Source organism: Microbacterium sp. C5A9, assembly GCF_022627955.1.
In the GTDB taxonomy this organism is placed as follows: Bacteria; Actinomycetota; Actinomycetes; order Actinomycetales; family Microbacteriaceae; genus Microbacterium.
In genome coordinates this window covers 279,633-300,067 of sequence record NZ_JABXGD010000007.1, presented here as the reverse complement: position 1 = coordinate 300,067, position 20,435 = coordinate 279,633, and the positions used below count along the sequence as shown (strand labels likewise).

The 20,435-nt window shown below is 69.7% G+C and carries 11 protein-coding genes; 3 read left to right on the top strand and 8 right to left on the bottom strand.

Annotated elements, in window-relative coordinates:
- Positions 1-193 precede the first annotated feature (193 nt).
- From HWD99_RS14980 to HWD99_RS14950, 7 genes are all read right to left on the bottom strand, one after another.
- Positions 194-1,240: an NAD(P)-dependent alcohol dehydrogenase gene (locus tag HWD99_RS14980; protein WP_241796988.1), complete on the bottom strand. Its 1,047-nt coding sequence runs from the start codon at positions 1,238-1,240 to the stop codon at positions 194-196.
- Positions 1,241-1,372: 132 nt separating this feature from the next.
- A complete protein-coding gene (locus tag HWD99_RS14975) occupies positions 1,373-3,445 on the bottom strand; it encodes an acyl-CoA dehydrogenase (RefSeq protein ID WP_241796987.1) in 2,073 nt (690 codons plus the stop codon).
- Between the two features lie 120 nt (positions 3,446-3,565).
- Positions 3,566-4,768 carry an HTTM domain-containing protein gene (locus HWD99_RS14970; protein ID WP_241796986.1) on the bottom strand — a complete coding sequence of 401 codons (1,203 nt, stop codon included), beginning with the start codon at positions 4,766-4,768 and terminating at the stop codon, positions 3,566-3,568.
- Positions 4,765-5,583 (bottom strand): DUF5819 family protein, encoded by an 819-nt coding sequence (locus HWD99_RS14965; RefSeq protein ID WP_241796985.1) that lies wholly within the window; start codon positions 5,581-5,583, stop codon positions 4,765-4,767. The genes HWD99_RS14970 and HWD99_RS14965 overlap by 4 nt, the downstream gene beginning before the upstream one ends.
- A 77-nt stretch (positions 5,584-5,660) precedes the next feature.
- A complete protein-coding gene (locus HWD99_RS14960) occupies positions 5,661-11,951 on the bottom strand; it encodes a choice-of-anchor G family protein (protein ID WP_241796984.1) in 6,291 nt (2,096 codons plus the stop codon).
- 490 nt (positions 11,952-12,441) lie between these two features.
- On the bottom strand, positions 12,442-14,211 hold the full coding sequence (locus HWD99_RS14955) for a glycoside hydrolase family 3 protein (RefSeq protein ID WP_241796997.1): 1,770 nt from the start codon (positions 14,209-14,211) through the stop codon (positions 12,442-12,444).
- 2 nt (positions 14,212-14,213) lie between these two features.
- Positions 14,214-15,512 carry an MFS transporter gene (locus HWD99_RS14950; protein WP_241796983.1) on the bottom strand — a complete coding sequence of 433 codons (1,299 nt, stop codon included), beginning with the start codon at positions 15,510-15,512 and terminating at the stop codon, positions 14,214-14,216.
- A 105-nt stretch (positions 15,513-15,617) separates the two neighbouring features.
- On the opposite strand from HWD99_RS14950, the gene HWD99_RS14945 reads away from it, so the two are divergent.
- Positions 15,618-16,931, top strand: a complete 1,314-nt coding sequence (locus HWD99_RS14945) for a TetR/AcrR family transcriptional regulator (protein ID WP_241796982.1) — start codon at positions 15,618-15,620, stop codon at positions 16,929-16,931.
- Positions 16,932-16,954: 23 nt separating this feature from the next.
- On the opposite strand, the gene recQ is transcribed toward HWD99_RS14945, so the two are convergent.
- The gene (recQ, locus tag HWD99_RS14940) at positions 16,955-18,985 is read right to left on the bottom strand and encodes a DNA helicase RecQ (protein WP_241796981.1); all 2,031 of its coding nucleotides are present in this window, start codon (positions 18,983-18,985) and stop codon (positions 16,955-16,957) included.
- Positions 18,986-19,076: 91 nt separating this feature from the next.
- Between recQ and HWD99_RS14935 the strand changes: the two genes are divergently transcribed.
- Both HWD99_RS14935 and HWD99_RS14930 read left to right on the top strand, forming a co-directional pair.
- Positions 19,077-19,394, top strand: a complete 318-nt coding sequence (locus HWD99_RS14935; protein ID WP_241796980.1) for a GNAT family N-acetyltransferase — start codon at positions 19,077-19,079, stop codon at positions 19,392-19,394.
- Positions 19,394-20,311, top strand: coding sequence for a pirin family protein (locus HWD99_RS14930; protein ID WP_241796996.1), 918 nt, complete (start codon positions 19,394-19,396; stop codon positions 20,309-20,311). Before HWD99_RS14935 ends, HWD99_RS14930 begins: the two co-directional genes overlap by 1 nt.
- The last annotated feature ends 124 nt before the right edge of the window (positions 20,312-20,435 follow it).

The window sequence follows — 20,435 nt, the reverse complement described above, 5'->3', positions numbered from 1 at the left end:
CACCCCGAAACCCGCCACTATTCGACCAGATCAGAAGCATATTCCGGAACACCAGACCACTGTCCCAGCATCCCGAAAAACACCCCGTAGGCCGTCCCGACGGAGTCAGCTCACCGACACCCTCAGCGGCCCCCGCACGCGCTCCCCCGAAGAAGCGTGCCCCTCACCGGGAGCGCTCGCGTCCGACCCGCTCTCAGTCCGCGAAGGTCGAGCCGTCGATCACGAAGCGGTAGCGCACGTCAGACGCGAGCACACGCTCATATGCCTCGTTGATCTGCGCGGCCGAGATGACCTCGATCTCCGCGGCGATGCCCTTCTCGGCGCAGAAGTCGAGCATCTCCTGCGTCTCGGCGATGCCGCCGATGTTCGAACCGGCGAGCGATCGCCGGCCGCCGATGAGCGACGAGACGTTGACGGCCAGAGGCTCGGCCGGAGCGCCGACGCACACCATCGATCCGCCCACATCGAGCATCCCGAGGTACGCGCGCAGGTCCACGGGAGCGCTGACCGTGTTCAGGATGACGTCGAAGGAGTTCTGCAGCGCGTCGAAGGTTCCGGCATCGCCGGTCGCGAAGTAGTGGTCGGCGCCGAGCCGCAGCCCGTCGTCCTTCTTGTTCAGCGTCTGCGACAGCACCGTCACCTCGGCGCCGAGCGCGTGCGCGATCTGCACTCCCATGTGTCCGAGTCCGCCGAGCCCGACGACGGCCACTCGCGAGCCCGGGCCGACGTTCCAGTGCCGAAGCGGCGAGTACGTGGTGATGCCGGCGCACAGCAGCGGCGCAGCCACATCGAGTGCGAGTGCGTCGGGGATGCGCACGACGAACGACTCGGTCACGACGACCTGCTCCGAGTAGCCGCCCTGCGTGACGCTGCCGTCGCGGTCGATGCTGCCGTACGTGAAGATCGCCCCGTTGGCGCAGAACTGCTCGTCGCCCTGCAGGCAGCTGCGGCACTCGCCGCACGAGTTGACCAGGCATCCGACGCCGACGCGGTCTCCGACGGAGTGCTTCGTGACGTCGTCCCCGACGGCAGCGACGGTTCCGGCGATCTCGTGCCCCGGTGCCAGCGGGTACTGCTGCGGGCCCCACTCGCCGCGCACGGTGTGGATGTCGGAGTGGCAGATGCCGGCGAACGCGATGTCGATCAGGATGTCGTGCGGACCGAGCTCCCGACGCTCGATGACGGTCTTCTCGAGCGGTGCGGCTTCGCTGGGTGCGGCATAGGCGTGAACACGGGTCATCGCGGACTCCTCGGGTCGGTTCGGGTGGGCCAGCTCGACACTACTCGCGCGTCCCTCAGTGCCACCTGACCGCACGACTCGGGCCGGGATCACGCGATCCCGGCCCGAGTTGGAGAAGAGGCGAAAGCGGCGTCAGCGCTTCGACTTCTTCAGCGCCTTCTCCTGCACCGGCGCCTCTCCGGATGCCGCGAGGTCGGCGTAGTACGCGCGAGCCTCATCCTGACGCTGCTTCTCCGCGCCCGAGGCGATCGGCGCACGCACGTGCTCGGGCTCGTACCCGAACGCGTCGACGAGATCGAGGACGTAGGGGCGCAGACGCGCGCACAGACGGTCGATGTAGCTCGAGACGGCGGCCGCCCGCTGCGTGGACAGGCGTCCGTTGATGAGGTGCCACGCCAGGTGCTTCTCGATCAGCTGCAGACCGAAAAGATCACGCAGCCAGGTGAGCACCTTCTTGGTGTCGGGGTCGTCGACGCGACGCACGGCGTCGGTGAACGCCTCCCACTGCAGCAGCTCGCCGTGGGCCCGCGCCGCCTCGATCAGCTCGGCCTGGTTCTCGTTGAAGAGCCGCGCGCCGAGCACCTTGTCCTTGCCTGCGGGCCGGAGACGACCGGCGACATCGGCCACCATCTGCTGCACGCGTTCGGCCAGCAGCTGATGCTGCTGCTCCTCACGGAGTCCGTTCTCGACCGAGCGCGAGACCTGCCCGAGGTCGACGACCGACTGGCCGAACTGACGCAGTCCCGCGCCGTGGAACACCTTGCCCGCGGTCATCCCGACCGCGAACTTCGCCAGCGCCGCAGCATCCTTGCCGGTGAACTGCTTGGCGTAGTCGGTGAGCAGTCGCTTGCCCACGAGCTGCAGCAGCACATTGTTGTCGCCCTCGAACGTCACGTAGATGTCGAGGTCGGCACGGAGCCCGACGAGGCGGTTCTCGAACATGAAGCCGGCCCCGCCGCAGGCCTCGCGCGCCTCCTGCAGCGTGTCGAGCGCGTGCCAGGTCGACAGCGGCTTGAGCGCCGCCGCCAGGGTCTCGAGGTCTTCGCGATCGGCGGGCGTATCGATGCGACCGGAGAACACGCCGTCGAACTTCTGCAGGAACTCGTCGTGCGCGAAGATCTGCGCGTAGGTCGTGGCGAGACGCGGGAACAGTCGGCGCTGGTGCTTGCCGTAGTCGAGCAGCACCACCTCCTGCCCGTCGGCCCCGTCGAACTGGCGACGCTGGGTCGCGTAGGTGATCGCGATCTTGAGACCGAGGGCGGATGCCCACGAGGCGGCGCCGTCGAGCGAGACGCGTCCCTGCACCAGGGTGCCGAGCATCGTGAAGAAACGACGTCCGGGGCTGTCGATCGCGCTCGAGTACGAGCCGTCGGCGGCGACGTCGCCGTAGCGGTTCAGCAGGTTGGTGCGCGGGATGCGCACGTGGTCGAACGACAGCCGACCGTTGTCGATGCCGTTGAGGCCGCCCTTGAGGCCGTCGTCCTCACGACCGATCCCGGGAAGGTCGACGCCGTCCTCTCCGCGCAGCGGCACATAGAAGCAGTGCACACCGTGATTGACGCCGTTCGTGATCAGCTGGGCGAACACGGTCGCCGCGACGCCGTGCAGCGCCGCGTTGCCGAGGTACTCCTTCGTCGCGCCGCGGAACGGCGTGTGGATCACGAACTCCTCGGTCTCGGGGTCGTAGGTCGCCGTGGTCCCCACCGCGGCGACGTCGGAGCCGTGCCCGATCTCGGTCATCGCGAACGCGCCCGGGATCGAGAGGTCCATGACGCCCGGCAGCCACTTCTCGTGGTGCTCGGCCGTGCCCAGCTGCAGGATCGCGGAACCGAAGAGCCCCCACTGCACGCCCGACTTGATCTGCAGGCTCGGGTCCGCGACCACCAGCTCCTCGAAGCCGGCGATGTTCGCACCGTTGTTCTCCTCGCCGCCGAGCGACTTCGGGAACGCGCGGTGCACGGCCTTGTTGTCGACGAGAAGGTGCAGCTGGCTCAGCACGCGCTCGCGATGCTCGTCCTTGCCCAGCGAGTCGTCTCGCCAGAACGCCGAGTCCTTGATGAGCTCGCGCGCTTCACGACGCGTGTCGGCCCAGGTGCCCAGCAGCAGATCGGTGATCCGCTCGACGTCGATCTGCAGTGCAGCATCGGGAGCATGGGGAGAGCCGTGAGCGGGACTCGTCTTCGGACGGACAGCGGCGTCGACCATGTGCATTCCTCTCACAGAGAAGTAGGGATGACCTCATGGTAGGTCTGCCACAACCAGGACGGAACTCGCCTGTGGGCATCCTCCAACTGTATCCGCCCGCGTCGCGGAGCCCGATTGTCGTCAGGCCACAGTCCCCGGTGGCGCCTCGCTTTTCGCCGAGGTCTTGGCGGCGTTCCAGCGTCGCACCGTGCCCGCGCTGAGCCGCGACCAGGTGCGATCGCGGATGAAGATCGAGTCGATCGCGATCATGGTGAGCGAGAACCACGGCAGGCCCATCAGCACGGCGATGCCGATGTGGAACGACAGGATGCCCAGCAGACCGAGCAGTCGGGTGGGACGCGTCAGGAGCATGAGCGGGAACGCCACCTGGAGGATGATCGACCCCCAGCTCGCCACGACCACCATCGGCCCCCACGCCGTCACCAGGTCGCTGAGCACCGGCCAGGTGCCGAAGCGCGCCGTCTGCAGCGGGTTGTAGACCGCGTACCCCTCTTTCCAGGGCTCGCCGCCGGCCTTGTACAGCGCCCCCGAGGCGTACACGAAGCACACCTGCGCGGTGAGCGAGACGAGAGCCAGGTTGTGGAACATGGTGCCCAGCAGCGCGGGCTGGCTGGTCGGCGCGAACCAGTCGCCGCTCTTGGCCCGTCGCTTCGCGTCGAGCGACCACCGGGCAGCGGGGTCTGCGAAGAAGAGCAGCAGCAGTGCGATGCGGAACATGTTGTCGCCCTGGTCGCCGACCATGTCGTTCGCCTCGATGAAGCCGACCCACAGACAGAAGAAGATCGGGAGGACGATCCGGAAGCGCCAGCCCAGCACGAACAGCACCGCGAGCACACCCAGCAGCAGATACAGCGCCGTATAGAGGACGTCGTTGCCCATCGCCGCGTGGAAGGCGCTGAAAATCCAGATCGTGGGAAAGTCGCTGACCGGTTCGGCGAGCTCGCCGTTCCAGGCGGACCCCGAGCCGAACGTGTAGAGACGCGTGGCGAAGTTCGACGCCAGCAGCCCGATCGCGGTGACCCCGAAGAGGATGCGGGTGACCGCCAGGCCGTACAGCGCCTTCTTGCCGTGGAAGAGCCAGTCGCCGACGAACGCAGAGATCCGGTCGATCGCGGAGACGACCATCGCCCACAGCCCGCCGATCATCGACGACACGAAGGTGAGCAGACGGGCGGGGAGAGACACCGGCGTCGCGGAGGGTGCGGTCGGCGACGTCGGGGCGGTCGGCTCCGCAGGAGCGGCGACCGCGCCGGCGTTCTTCGCGGCGTTCTTCGATTCGGTGTCGCCCGCGCGCGAGGCTGCGGTCTTCGTCGGAGCGCTCACGGCTGCGTCCTCTCGAACTGGCTGCGGAAGGTGTTCGCGAAGTTCTCGCGACTCTGCCCTTCCTCTTCTATAGGGGAACGCCATCCCGTGGTCGAGAACGTCGGATCAGGACGCTGTGCTCCCGGGTCGTTCCGCTCCGCGTAGGGCACCACGTTCTGTCGGCTCACCCGGTACTGCACCTTGATGACGGCATCCGCACCCCAGATCGCGTACGCGACCTGCGTGGCGTACGCCGTGGAGAGGTGCTCCTCGGCCATGTACGCCTCGGTCGACGGGTTGTCGCCCTCGAGCTCGTCGAACGAGCGGACCATCCAGTCCTCCCACCCGTCATCCGCGAAGTCGAGCGCGACGACGGCCTGCTGCTGGTCGTTCAGCTTGTTGAAGGCGCCCATCTGCCCGCTGGCGACCTCGCTCGACTGGATGCCGGCGCGGGGCGGGAAGAGGTTGTAGCGGATCATCGAGAGCTCGACGTCGGTCGCGCTGACCCACCCGGTCTCGACCTCCTCGCCGTCCTTCTCGATCACCGCACGGACGTTGAAGTGGTAGTCGCCGTTGATCGGCTCGGGAGCGAACACGCTCCAGGACTGACCGAACATCGGCAGCATGTACCCGGCCAGCGTCTCCTGCGTGGGGATCTCACGCAGCGCGGAGTACGGTGCGATCCACAGGAAGGACGCGCCGATGTGCCACAGGGTCAGCAGGCAGGCCGCGAAGGCGATGAGCTTGACCCACCACGTGGGGTGGGGCCGCGGGGCCGCTGCCGCGGGGGGATTCTCGTCCTGTGCGTCCGGTGACGCCTCGGTCATCGTGCTCATTCCCATACCTTCTCATCACTGAAGGTCGGGACCGCCGCATTGACGGCCCCGACCTCTCAGCGTTTCCTACTCGGTGCTCACTCCGTGTCGACGAGCGGACGTCGAGTGCGCGCGACCCGCATCGCACCCAGACCGAACATCAGCAGCAGCGCCGCCAGTGCGATCCATCCGCCCTGCACCTCTCCACCGGTGGTGGCGAGGCCGGTCGCGACGACCTTGAACGTCGTGGCGATGCTGCCGGACGTCGGTCCGGTGAGCGTCACGGTGTGCGTTCCGAGGTCGTAGTCGGCCGGGATCGTCCAGGTGAAGGTGACCGTGCCCTGCGCGTTCGCCACCTGGGTGCCGAGCGCGAGCGGGTCGGAGGTCATCACACCGGTGACCACCTCGCCCGGCCGGAAGCCGGTGCCGATCGCGGTCTGCTTCTCGCCGCGCTCGAGCACGGGGACCAGGACGCGGATGCCGAGCTGCTGCCCCGGGTCGGCGCCGGCGTCCGCGGATGCGGATGCCTCAGCCGTCGCGGAGGACGATGCCTCGGCCGCGGCTTCCGCCGAGGCGTCCGCAGCCGCCGTCGCGGAGGCGGTCGCCGACGCCGAGGCGTTGGCGGCCGCTGCCGCGGAGGCGTTCGGGTCGGCATCGGCCGACGCCGACGAATCCGCCGCGCTGGTCGAGGTCGCATCGTTCTGAGCCGCCGCCTGCGCCGCAGCCGCCGCAGCCGCCGAGGCGTTCGCCTCGGACGTCGCGGTCGACGAGGCGTCCGTGGATGCATCGTCGGTCGCGGCCGCCTGGGCTGCCGCGTTCGCCGTGACATCCGCCGCAGCCGAGGCCGAGCTGGTCGCGTCGGCGAGTGCCGCAGACTCCGCCGCGGCCTGGGCCGAGGCGTTGCTGTCGTCATCCGCCTGCGCCGAAGCCGCCGCCGACGCCGAGGCGTTGGTGTTCGCCTGCGCCGTCGCCGCCGCCTCGCTGGAGGCATCCGTCGACGAGTTCGCGATCGCTGCCGCATCCGCCGCCGACGAGGCGTTCGCATTCGCGACCGCCGAGGCCTGAGCCGCCGTGTCGTCGGATGCGTCCGCCTGCGCGGCCGCCTGAGCAGCCACTGCCGCGTTGGCGTTCGCTGCCGAGGTGGCGTCGGCCGTGGCCGCCGCCGAGGAGGTGGCGGTGGCTGCGGACTGCGCCGCGGCTTCTGCCGAGGGATCGGCGGCTGCCGAGCCCTCCGACGTCGCGTCGGCGAAGGCCGCTGCCTGCGCAGAGGCTTCGGCGACTGCCGCGGTGGTGGCGTCGGCGTTCGCGGAGGCGGAGGCCGAGGCCGCCGCGTTGGCGTTCGTCGATGCGTCCGCCGAGGCGTCGTCGCTCGCGTTCGCCACGGCTGCAGCCTGCGCTGCGGTCGAGGAGTTCGCGTCGGCGACGGCCGAGGCCGAGGCGTTCGTGTCATCCGAGGCGTCCGCCTGCGCCGCCGCCTGAGCGGCTGCCGCAGCCTGTGCGTTCGCGTCCGACGTCGAGGTCGTCGATGCGTCGGACGAGGCCGCAGCCTCAGCCGCCGCCTCAGCCGCCGACTCCGCGCTCGCATCGGCCGCAGCCGAGGCGGTCGACGTGGCGTCGGCGAAGGCCGCAGCCTCAGCCGCCGCCTGAGCGGACGGGTCGCCGTCTGCGGTGGCGTCTGCCGACGCGGATGCCGAGGCCGCCGCGTTCGTGCTGGACGAGGCCTCCGAGGACGCATCCGTGGACGAATCGCTCGTCGCCGCCGACTGCGACGAGGCGGCGGAGTTCGCGTCCGCAGCCGTCGACGCCGAGGCGTTCGCGTCATCCGACGCATCAGCCTGCGCCGCAGCCTGCGCCGCGACCGCCGCCGAGGCGTTCACGTCGGTGGTCGCATCGGCAGAGACCGCGCTCGAGGCGTCCGGCGTCGCCGCCGCCTCTGCCGCCGCCGTCGCGTCAGCGGTGGCCGCAGCCGATGCGCTCGACGTCGCGTCGGCGAGTGCGGCAGCTTCTGCCGCCGCCTGAGCGGAGGGGTCGCCGTCTGCGGTCGCGTCTGCCGATGCGGATGCCGAGGCCGCCGCGTTCGTGTTGACGTCGCCCGGGTCACCCGCCGTCACCTCGGTGGTGTCGGTCGCGGTGATCGCGCCTGCCGTCGCCGTGATCGTGTAGCCGGTGGCCGGCGTCGCATCCGCGGGCACGGCGTAGACCGTCGCGAAGGCTCCGAAGCCATCCGTCGTCACATCGACCGGGCCGCCGACGTCTGCGCCACCGCCGGGGGCGGTCAGCTGCAGCGTCACCGTGGTGTTGATCGGCCAGCCCGATCCCGTCACCGACAGGTTCGTGCCCGCCGGGACGGAATCAGCCGCGTCCACGACGACCGCGGCCGCCGTGACCTCGGTGGTGTCTGTCGCCGTCTGCGCGCCCGCCGAAGCCGTCACGGTGTAGCCCGTGCCCGCCGGCGTTCCGGCCGGGACCGGGTAGTCCAGCGTGAACGCGCCGAGCGCACCGGTCGTCACGGTCTCGGGGCCGCCGATGTTCGCGCCACCCCCTGGTGCCGTGAGCTGCACGGTGATCAGCGTGTTCGCCGGCCAGCCGGCACCCGTCACCGTCAGATCGGTGCCCGCCTCGACGGTGTCCGCGGCGTCCACTGTCGCGGCTGCCGTGATCTCGGTCGTGTCGGTCGCGGTCTGCGTTCCGGCCGTGGCGGTCACGGTGTAACCCGTGCCCGGCTCGGCGTCCGCAGGAACCGGGTAGTTCAGCGTGAAGCCACCCGATCCGTCGGTCGTGACCGTCTCAGGGCCACCGACCGCTCCACCACCGGGCGCCGTCAGCTGCACCGTGATCTCCGTGTTCGCGGGCCAGTTCGCACCCGTGATCGGCAGAGGCGTGCCCGCCTGAGCCGTGTCCGCGGCATCCACTGTCGCGGCCGCCGTGATCTCGGTCGTGTCGATCGCCGACTGCGCACCGGCCGTGGCGGTCACGGTGTAACCCGTGCCCGGCTCGGCGTCCGCAGGAACCGGGTAGTTCAGCGTGAAGCCACCCGATCCGTCGGTCGTGACCGTCTCAGGACCGCCGACCGCTCCACCACCGGGCGCCGTCAGCTGCACCGTGATCTCCGTGTTCGCGGGCCAGTTCGCACCCGTGATCGGCAGAGGCGTGCCCGCCTGAGCCGTGTCCGCGGCATCCACTGTCGCGGCCGCCGTGATCTCGGTCGTGTCGATCGCCGACTGCGCACCGGCCGTCGCCGTGACGACGTAGCCGGTTCCCGCGACCGCGGATGCGGGCACCGGGTAGTCGAACGTGAAGGCACCGGCGGCGTCGGTCGTGACCGTCTCAGGTCCGCCGACGTTCTCGCCGGTACCGGGAGCGGTCAGCTGCAGCGTGATCTCGGTGTTGGCCGGCCACGTGTTGCCGCTGATCGCCAGATCCGTGCCGGCCTGGGCCGAGTCGGCGGCATCCACCACAGGCACCGGCGCAGCCGTCACCTCGGTCGTGTCAGTCGCCGTCTGCGGACCCACATTCGCGGTCACGGTGTAACCGGTCGCAGCGGGGGTACCTGCGGGAACCGGGTAGTCGAGGGTGAACACGCCCGTGCCGTCGGTCGTCGCCGTCTCCGGCCCTCCGATCGCACCGCCACCGGGCGCCGTCAGCTGCACCGTGACGACGGTGTTCGCCGGCCAGTTCGACCCGGTCACAGCCAGGTCGGTGCCCGCCTGCACTGCAGGCGCCGCATCGATCGTCGCGGCTGCCGTGATCTCGGTCGTGTCGGTCGCGGTCTGCGTTCCGGCCGTGGCGGTCACGGTGTAACCCGTGCCCGGCTCGGCATCCGCAGGAACCGGGTAGTTCAGCGTGAAGCCGCCCGATCCGTCGGTCGTGACCGTCTCAGGGCCGCCGACCGCTCCACCGCCGGGCGCGGTCAGCTGGACCGTGATCTCCGTGTTCGCGGGCCAGTTGGCACCCGTGATCGGCAGATCAGTGCCGGCCTGAGCCGTGTCCGCCGCATCCACCGCGACTGCGGGCGTCACCTCGGTCGTGTCGATCGCCGACTGCGCACCGGCCGTCGCCGTGACCACGTACCCGGCACCCGGCACCGCGGATGCGGGCACGGGATAGTCGGTCGTGAAAGCACCGGCGCCGTCGGTCGTCACGGTGATGGGACCGCCGACATCTTCACCGGTACCGGGAGCCGTCAGCTGCAGCGTGATGTCCGTGTCTGCGGGCCAGGTGTTGCCGCTGATCGCGAGATCCGTGCCGGCCTGCACCGTCGCGGCCGCGTCGACGACCGGCACCGGGGCCGCCGTCACCTCGGTCTCATCGGCGGCTGTCTGCGCACCGGCCGTGGCGGTCACGAGGTACCCCTCGGCGGCGGGAGTTCCCGCAGGCACCGGGTAGGCGAGTGTGAAGACGCCGAACTCATCGGTCGTGGCCGTCTCCGGCCCGCCGATCGCCGCGCCACCAGGAGCGGTCAGCTGCACCGACACCGAGGTGTTGGCAGGCCAGTTCGCGCCGGTCACCGCGAGGTCGGTGCCCTGCTGCACGGCGGGTGCGGCATCGATCGTCGCAGCGGCCGTGACCTCCGTCGTGTCGGTCGCCGTGATCGCGCCGGCCGTCGCCGTCACGGTGTAGCCCGCACCCGGAGTCGTCACCGCGGGGATGAAGAAGTCCGTCGTGAACGCTCCGTTGACGTCGGTCGTCACGACGACGGGGTCGTTGACGGGCGCTCCACCCGGAGCCGTGACCGCGATCGAGACGTCGGTCTCTGCCGGCCACCCCGACCCGGTGACGGGCAGGCTCGTGCCCGCCGGAACCGTGTCTGCCGCGTCGACGGCAGCGACTGCCGCGGCGGCCGACTTGACGGTCGAGGACCCCAGGTCGAGCTCGACCCCGCCACCGACCGCTGGCAGCAGGTTGATGCCCAGGGCGCGGACCGTGAAGCTGTCGCCGGCGATGTCGCCCGGCTCGTCCTGCTGGTTGATCGTGATGGTCGCGACGCCCGACAGCACACCCTGGAGAACCGGGTCGAGGCCCGCCAGGAGCGGTCCGGTGATCCCGGCGAGCGTGGTCTGCAACCCGGGGACGACGCTGTTGAGCGCGGTCGTCACGAGCGGCGCGGTCACGGTCGCCAGCGTGCTGGTCAGCAGAGCGACCACAGGTGCGGTGAGCAGCGAGAGGTTGAGTCCGGCGAGAGTGATGTTCGGCGTCACCGTCGGCTGCGCGCCGATGCCGGCGAACTGCGCCAGCGACCCGGCGACGGTGATGTCACCCGTCGCGAGGCTGATCTCGGGAGTGAGCGGCGGGATGGCCGGCGTGTACAGCTGGATGTTCACCCGCAGCTGCACTTGCAGTGCGTTGATCGTCGTCGTGAGGATCGACGACAGCTTGCCGTTCAGGCTGTCGGGGTGGGTGCCGGTCAGTGCCGAGGTGACACCCTGCTGGATCGCGGCGATGGTCGCGGCGGACAGCACCGGCGTGTTCGCCGGCAGGTTGTTGAGATCGGCGCCCTGCCCCGTCTCGACGAGGATCTGGGCGAGGTTCGCGGAGATCGTGCCGGTCTCGAGGTCGACCAGAACGGATCCGGTCGTGTTCTGGACCGGCTCGTTCAGCACCTCGTTCGCGACGGTCTGCCCGACCGTGTCGAGCCCGACGATGGTCGAGGTCACACCGGTGGAACGCACCTGCGCGACGATCGCGTTGATGCCGTTGAGCGTGCTCGAGATCGAGTTGGTGAGCGTGCTCAGCGCTCCCCCGGGGCCGACCAGGTCGCTCACGGGAGTGAGTGCACCCTGCACCGTGGTGTCGAGAGTGTCGGCGAGCTCGTCGAGGAGCTGGCTGTGCAGATCGACGCCGAGATCCGCCACGCGGTACTCGGACGAGACGACGTCTTCCGTGGATTCGGCGCGCGATGCGAGCGCGCCGATGCTCACGGATGCCTCGTCGATGATGCCGTCGGTCACGCCGGTGAGACCGAGCTGCGAGAGCAGACCGGTCAGTTCGAGGGAGCCGGGGTTGCTGCTGCCGTCGATCGCGCCGGCATCGATCGCGCCACCCGACGTGATCGTTCCGGACGACGCGATCGACTGCGTCTGGGTCGGCGAGGAGCTGTAGCTCTGGGTCGCGCCGAGGTCACCGAGCTGCAGGAGGCCGGGAGTCGTCCCGTCGGTCAGGAGCGGGAGATTCACCGCACCGACCTGGATCCCCAGCGTCTCGAGAACGGCGACGTCGAGGCCGCCGAGTTCGGGTCCGGCAGCAGCCGGGTTGGACGTGAGCGTGTGCCCGAGCGATGCGACGTCGATCCCCCCGAGCAGCGGCGCAGGCAGCTGGATGATCTGCCCCTGCGCGACTGACGGATCGTTCGGATTCGCCGCATCGAGCGCATTCGCCGCCGATGGGATCAATGCACTCGTAAGGACGACCGCGGCTGCCGTAACGCCCGCGATTCCCCCTCCGATGGCTCTGCGCGTGCGCAGAGTCTTCCCCTCCATGTTGCCCATTCGCCTCTCCCGTGATGCAGATAATCCGCGTCATAGGCCCTCCCCAGGTGTCGACGACTTCATCGACAGAGCGCATGTGGGGGACAGTATTGCCGTTTTTCACGGCTCAAGTCCAGGTTTTGTCTTAAGTGCAGGCGTAACAGAACGACTATTTGAGACAATCTGCAATCTGACTGTCCGTTCAATCAACTTAACGTCGAGTTGAATGCGCGTTCAGCCGACAGAATGCTCAGGATGATGTCGCCGTCGCTCGTCGGCGTGTCGCGCATCGCCCGTCGTGCGCGACCGGCAGCGGCGAGGGCCTCCGACGGGGTGCCCGCACACGCCGAACGCCCCGCAGGAGTGAACCTGCGGGGCGTTCGGCGGAGGGGTCGGGCGGGCGGCCCGACGCGCGCTAGAGCGTGAGGCCGTGCCCGAACCGGAAGAGCGGATCGGCGGTGTCGAACGGCACGTCCGGGCGCGACGCCTCGACCGCGGCCATGGATCGCGGAAGGTCGAACGGCAGCCGGCCTCCCCCGCTCGCACGACCGCTGAGGACGTCGAGCAAGGCCGACCCAGACGCACCCCAGTTGACCGTGACCGCCGCCGCGACGTCGGTGATGGGCTCGAGGATCGGCGGGCGATCGGCCAGGACATCGACGACCGTGGGCACGGCGTCGGCGACCTCGCGCACGTGTGCGACGACCTCGGCGGGGAAGTCGAGGGAACCCGCGTGGAAGAAGTTCTCGAAGGCCGTCTCCCGCTGCTCGAACGGCGCATGCAGGCGGAGGATCGCGAGGTCGGCCTCGGCCGGAGTGGCGACGACCTCACCGTACGCGGAGGCGGTCTCGGCGTCGATGCCTTCGACGTAGAGCTTCGTCGCGGCTGCGAACGGCAGGGCGTGGTCGTTCGTCAGGACGGTGATCGATGCGCGCTGCGCCTGCTCGCCCGCGGCGCGGAAGTCGGCGCGACCCACCACGTCGTCTGCGGCGTCCTCATCGACGAACGGGTTCTCGAAGAGCCCCAGCTCGAACTTCTCGCGCAGGATGCGTCGCGCCGAGACGTCGAGGCGCGCCTCCGAGATCGAGCCGTCGGCGACGAGTTCGAGGAGCAGCTCGGGGCAGTCCTCGCCGCCGAACTGGTCGGCTCCCGCGTCGAGCACCTTGCGCATCCGCTCACGAGGGCTCAGGTCCTCGACACCCCACGCCCGCGCCGGAAACGGCTGGCCGAAGATCTTCGCGTCGTTGATCAGGCCCCAGTCCGCGCACACGAGGCCGTCGAAGCCGAAGCGCTCGCGCAGCAGACCCGTGATGACCGACCTGTTGAACCCGAAGCCGACCTCCTCGTGGTCGGTGCCGACGGGCATGCCGTAGTACGGCATCATCTGGCGCGTTCCCGCCGCGATGGCGTCTTCGAACGGCTTCAGGTGCAGCTCGAACTGCCCGCCCGGATACACCTGTTCGCGGCCGTAGGCGAAGTGCGGGTCCTCGCCGTCCTTCTGCGGTCCGCCACCGGGGAAGTGCTTCGTCATGGTCGAGACCGAGCCCGGCCCGAACGAGGCGCCCTGGAACCCTCGGATATATGCCGATCCGAGAATGCCGGCGAGTTCGGCGTCTTCTCCGAACGTCGCAGTCTGTCGCGCCCAGCGGGGTTCGGTCGCCAGATCGACCTGCGGATGCAGGGCCACGCGGAGGCCGACAGCCGTATATTCCTGTCGGGCGATATCTGCGAACCGCTCGACCAGATCGGGATCGCGCGTGGCTGCGAGGCCGAGCGTCTCGGGCCACTGCGAGAAGGGCCCTGCGAGGATCGACGCCCCGGGATTCTCGCTGAACGAGTGCCGAGGATCGGTCGACAGCGTCACCGGGATCCCCAGGCGCGTGGACGCGGCGAGCCGCTGCAGTGCGTTCTGCCACGCGGCGATCTCGCGCCCCGTCGGGGCGGCGCCCAGAAGATTGAAGTGCGTCATCTTCTTCACGTCGACGAACTCGCGGGCACTCGGCGTGGCGAAGGTCGGGTCCTGCTCGTCGAGATCGCCGATCGCGATCATCGTGTGGAAGAAGAGTCCCGCCTTCTCCTCGATCGTCATCTCGTCGAGAAGCAGCTGCACCCGCTCGTCGACGGGGAGCTCCGCATCGAGCCAGGGCCGCTCGGACACCTGATCGACGGTCGTCGTGTCGGCCATGGTCACTTGACTCCCTTGATGCGATAGACGAGGACGGCACCCGCGAGCGCGACCAGCGCGCCGAAGAGATACCAGGTGGTGTAGCCACCGAGCGGTGTGGCGGCGCCGATCGCGATGATGCTCGGCGCGATGGCCGGAGCGATCGACTGCGGCAGCGCATTGGCCATGTTCAGGACACCGAGGTCCTTGGCGACGTCGTCGGGGTTGGGGAGCACTTCGGTGGCGAGAGCGAGGTCGACCGACAGGAACGACCCTGCACCGAGGCCGATGATCGTCTGGGCGACGATCACGACGGCGATGCTCGGCGCGACCGCCAGCAGCACGAGGCCGACGACCATGATGAGTCCTGCGATCGCGACGAAGGGGCGGCGCTTGCCGATCCTGTCGGAGAGGAACCCACCCACGGGCGCGGAGATCGCCATGGCGGCCATCGAGGCGAGGTTGGAGATCAGGATCGTGCTCACCGCTCCCTGCTCGTCGAGACCGAACCTGGTCACCAGGTACAGCGGCAGGAACGTGGCGATGCCGGCGTAGCCGAACATGACGAAGAACTTGGTCAGCCACGTCCACCCGAAGTCCGGGTGCTTGCGCGGGTTGAACACGAACGAGCCGAAGAAGGTGCCGACAGTGAAGCGCGTGGCGGGCTTCTCGGTCAGACGACGGTCCTTGAGCGTCAGCACGAAGATGACCACGACGATCAGGGCGATCACGCCGGGGACGACGAATCTCTCGACGTCGCCGGGCAGGAAGTTCACGATGAAGCTGCCCGCGAGGATGCCGATCGGCATCGTGATTCCGACGATGCCCGAGACCTTGCCCCGGTTCTCGACCGGCACCTGATCGGGAAGCGTCGCGTTGGCCGCGGCGAGCACCGCGTTCATCGACGCCTGCACGAGGCACCAGGCGAGCAGCACCACGAGCACCGAGGTGGCCACGCCGATGACGACGAAACCGCCGAGTCCGACGATCGCGCCGCCGAGGATCCACGGACGCCGCATGCCCCACTTCGAGGTCGTCCGGTCGGAGAGACGCCCGACCAGCGGGTTGGCGATCAGGGCGAAGGCGGCGCCGACGCCCATGACGAGTCCGAGACTGCCCTCGGTGTTCACGGGGTCGAGTCGCTGGATCTTGAACGCCATCGACACCATGACCGGGGTGAGCAGCGCCAGGTAGACACCGAAGTTCACGGCGGCGAGTCCCGGTGCGTAGCTGCGCGGCGTCGTGACCGGCGTGGTGCCGGGGGCTTTGAAGCCGGTCGTTCCGACGGCGGCCGCAGTCGCGGCCGATGACAGCTCTGTCATGAAGGGGTCCTCTCGAGCACAGGTGCGCCGATCCTCCGCGAGCGGCGTCGAGACGACGATACACCAAATTCGACCGATTGGTAACCGAATGCCGACCGAGTGGTAATGAGCGAGAATGAGGGGGAAGGGGTGACGATGATGACGATGGCGACGACGGGCTCGCGTCAGGCACGCGCGGCGGCGACGCGCGCGAGGATCGTCGATGCCGCCCGCACGCTCTTCGTCTCGAACGGCTACCGGGCGACATCCCTGAGGGACATCGCCGCGGCGGCATCCGTGAGCCACCCCGGGCTGCTCGGTCACTTCTCGTCGAAGGACGACCTGCTGGCCGAGGTCGTCGCCGACTTCGAGGACGACAACGAGAAGGCCTTCGATCTGATCGCCGCGGCCGCCGAGCCCGGCGAACTGATCTTCGCCGCGGTCGCCCGGCGCAACGCCGTCACCCCGGGGTACATCGAGCTGTTCGCGGCGCTCACCGGCGAGGCATCCGCCAGTGAGCATCCGGCACACCAGCGCATGCGCGAGCGGTACTCGCGCCTGCGCGCGATGACGTCAGAGGTGCTCGAGGATGCGGCGCTGCACGGCACGATCGACGCGGATCGCGACGTGGACGACGAGACCGTGCGACACATGGCCGGGTGGGACGGAGTCCAGCTGATCGCGCAGTATCTGCCCGAGCGCGTCGACGTGGTCCGGATGCTCGAGGAACGCGAGGCGCTGTGGGCACTTCCGTTCGGCTGGCGCGATCCCTCGGAACCGCCCGTCTCCGCGGAGGTGGCCGGTCCGCTGCCCGCGCTCACCGAGACCACGGTCGGGGGCCTTCCGGAGATGGACCCCGGCTATGCCGTGGGACGACGTCGCCGCGCCCAGATCCTGGTCGATGCCACCCGACTCTTCTCGCGCACGGGATACGGCGACACCAGTCTGCGTGACATCGCCGAGGCGGTCGGGGTGTCGAAGTCGACCCTGCTCCACCACTACGCCTCGAAGGAGCAGCTGCTCAGCGCCGTGCTCTCGGAGCGCGATCGCTCGATCCAGGTGCGCACCTCCGCCGACCAGCACGTGCGCGCGGGAGAAGCGCTGCGTGCGACCCCCGAGGGAGCCCGCGTGAACGCGCAGGACGAGCCGGGGCTCATCGAGGTGTACGCGGTGCTGTCGTGCGAGGCCGTGCCGTCGTCACACCCCGCGCACGGCTACTTCGCCGAACGCTTCCGTCGGGTCATCGACCATTTCGCCGAGCTGTTCCGACTCGCGCAGATCGACGGAGATCTTCCCGCGCATCGCGATCCGGAGCACGAGGCGATCTGGCTGCTCGCGCTGTGGGACGGTCTGCAGTACCAGTGGCTCTACGACCGCAGCGCGGTCGACGTCGCCGCGTACCTGCGCTCGCACCTGGACGACGTGCTCCCACCGCGCTGATCGCAGGCGTCGGGACCCGCAGCTCAGGCGGCCGCGATGACGGCGAGAACGCGTTCGCCGTAGGCATCACGCTTCTTGGCGCCGATGCCGGTGATGCCGTCGAGGTCACCGAGAGACGCGGGTCGGTGCTCGGCGAGCGCACGCAGCGTGGCATCTCCGAAGACGATGTATGCCGGGACGCCCTGCTCCTTCGCCGTCTCGGCTCTCCAGGCCCGCAGAGCCTCGAACAGGCCGCGGTCGGCGGCATCCAGCGCATCCGCCGCGCTCGCCTTGCGCCCGCGAGGCGCGGATGCGGGACGCCCGATCGTGTCCTTGCGCAGCGGCACCGGGGTCTCGCCCTTCAGCACTCCCCCGGCCTGCTCACCCGGAGCGAGCGTGCCGTAGTCGCCCTGCGCCACGATGATGCCGCGCGCGAGCAGCTGCCGCACCACGCTGCGCCAGTCCTGGTCGGACAGGTCCGCGCCGATGCCGTAGGTCGCGATCTTCTCGTGCCCCTGCTGGCGGATGCGCTCGGTCGAGGCGCCGCGGAGGATGTCGATGAGATGGCCGGCGCCGAACGACTGGTTGCGCTCCCGCTTGAGGCGCACGATGGTCGACAGCAGCTTCTGCGCGGGCACCAGCCCGTCGAACGTCTCGGGGCTCTCGAGACAGGTGTCGCAGTTGCCGCACGGCTGCGATTCCTGACCGAAGTAGCCGAGCAGGTTCTGCCGACGGCACTCGACCGTCTCGCACAGCGCGAGCATCGCGTCGAGGTGCTGGCCCAGGCGCATCTTGAACGTGCGATCGCCCGGACTCTGGTCGATCATGCGGCGCTGCTGCACCACGTCGCCCAGCCCGTACGCCATCCACGCGATCGACGGCTCGCCGTCGCGACCCGCGCGACCGGTCTCCTGGTAGTAGCCCTCGACGGACTTCGGCAGGTCGATGTGCGCGACGAAGCGGACGTCGGGCTTGTCGATGCCCATGCCGAAGGCGATCGTCGCGACCATCACCACGCCGTCTTCGCGCAGGAAGCGCGACTGGTTCGCCGCCCGCACCTCGGCGGGAAGACCCGCGTGGTACGGCAGCGCGTCGAATCCCTGCGCGGCGAGATACGTGGCGGTCTGCTCGACCGACTTGCGGCTGAGCGCGTAGACGATGCCGACAGAGCCCTCCGGCTGCGCGCGGATGAAGGAGACCAGCTGCTTGCGCGGGTCGACCTTCGGCACGATGCGGTACTGGATGTTGGGGCGATCGAAGCTCGCGACATAGTGCTGCGCGTCGTCGAGGCGCAGGCGCTCGGTGAGCTCCCGGTGCGTCGCGCGGGTGGCGGTCGCGGTGAGCGCCATGCGCGGCACGCCGGGGAACCGCTCGCCGAGGTCGCCCAGTGCGAGGTAGTCGGGACGGAAGTCGTGGCCCCACTGCGACACGCAGTGGGCCTCGTCGATCGCGATGACGCTGAGGGTTCCGCGCTGCAGCAGAGCCGTCGTCTGCGGCGACGACAGGCGCTCGGGAGCGACGTAGATGAGATCGAGCTCGCCGGCGACGTAGGCCCGCTCGACCTCGCGACGCTCGTCGATCGACTGGGTGGAGTTCAGGTACGCGGCGCTCACGCCGTTGGCGCGCAGGGCGTCGACCTGATCGTGCATGAGCGCGATCAGCGGGCTGATCACGAGGCCCGTGCCCTCGCGCACGAGTGCGGGCACCTGGTACGTGACGCTCTTGCCCCCGCCGGTCGGCATGAGCACGACCGCATCGCCGCCGCCGATGACGTGCTCGACGATCGCCGCCTGGTCGCCGCGGAACGCGTCGTACCCGAAGACCGTGTGCAGCGCCTCGGCCGCCGACGGGTATCTCGCGGGGGCGGCGCGGCGCACGGCCGGAGCTGTTGCGGTCGCCGCCGAGGTCACCGGTGTCGCAGGTCCGGGGCCCCAGTCGAGCGGAGGCTCATAGCCCGGCCCCTGCGGCTCCCAGTCCATCGGCTCGGGCGGCTCGGAGGGCTCCCATCCGGCTCCGTCCCAGGGCTCGTCTGCGTACGGCAGATCCTCGTACGGGTCACGGGGAGTCTGCGGCATCCCTCCAGCGTAACGACCCCCACCGACGCCGGCCCGCCCTTCCACAGATCGGCGGGCGTAGGTTGGACGCACACGCCCGAAGGAGCCTCCGATGACCGATATCACCGTCACCCGCAACGACGACGAGTCCCGCTACGAGATCCGCACCGACGGCACGCTCGCCGGCTATGCCGAGTTCCAGCTGCGCCCCGGGGCGATCCGCTTCATCCACACCGAGCTCGACCCCGCGTTCCAGGGGCAGGGCCTGGCCGGCATCCTCGCCGAGCGCGCGCTGACGGACGCCTCGGCATCCGGCGACGCGATCGTGCCGCTGTGCCCGTACATCGCGAAGTACCTCACGACCCACGAGATCCCCGGTGCCGAGATCCGGTGGCCGAAGCGCCCGGGCGACGCGCCGACGGAGGCATGATGATCGGCGAACGCCGCATCGTGCTCGAGCCGCGCGAGGTTCCCCTCGGCGGCGTGCGCGGCATGAACGTCCTCCGCGTGCTGCCGCATCGCAACCTGCCGACGATCGGCGCCTGGTGCTTCCTCGACCGCTTCGGCCCGGCGGACACACGGATGCGCGTCGAGCCGCACCCGCACATCGGTCTGCAGACGGTCACCTGGCCACTTGTCGGCGAGATCCGCCATCGCGACTCGCTCGGCAGCGACGCCGACCTGCGCCGCGGTCAGCTGAACCTGATGACGGCCGGCAACGGCATCTCGCACTCGGAGTACTCGATCGGCGAGGACCCGATCCCCCTCGACGCCCTGCAGTTCTGGGTGGTGCTGCCCGACGGCGCACGCCAGGGGCCCGGAGGGTTCGAGCGCCACACCGACCTCCCCCACGTGTCGCTGACGGCCGACGAGGGGGCGGATGCCACGGCCACCGTCGTGCTCGGAGAGTTCGCCGGCACCGTGTCGCCGGCGACCGTGCACACACCGATCGTCGGCGCGGAGATCGTCGTCCCCGCGGGAACGCGCGTGCGCCTGCCGCTGCGCGCCGAGTGGGAGCACGCGATCATGCTCGTCGAGGGTGACGCGACCGTGTCGACCCATGCGCCAGCACAGAACGACATGCTCTACCTCGGCGATTCGCGGGATGCCGTCGAGGTGACGAGTTCTCAGGGAGCCCTGCTCTTCCTCGTCGGCGGAGAGCCGTTCGAGGACGAGATCGTCATGTGGTGGAACTTCGCCGGCCGCACCCACGAGGAGATCGTGGACGCCCGCACCGAGTGGGAGGCCGCATCCGACCGCTTCGGTGTCGTCGACGGCCACGATGTGCGCATCCCCGCGCCGCCGCTGCCCGACGTGCGTCTGATGCCGCGCGGCAGGAAGATCTGACCCGGCCTTCCCCCGGTCGTCGAGCGAGGGCGACGGAGTCGACCGAGACGACACGCGGCGGGCCTGTCCTGCTGACCCACCGCGTGTCGTCTCGCTGCTCCGCTGCTCGCTCGACGACCTGAGC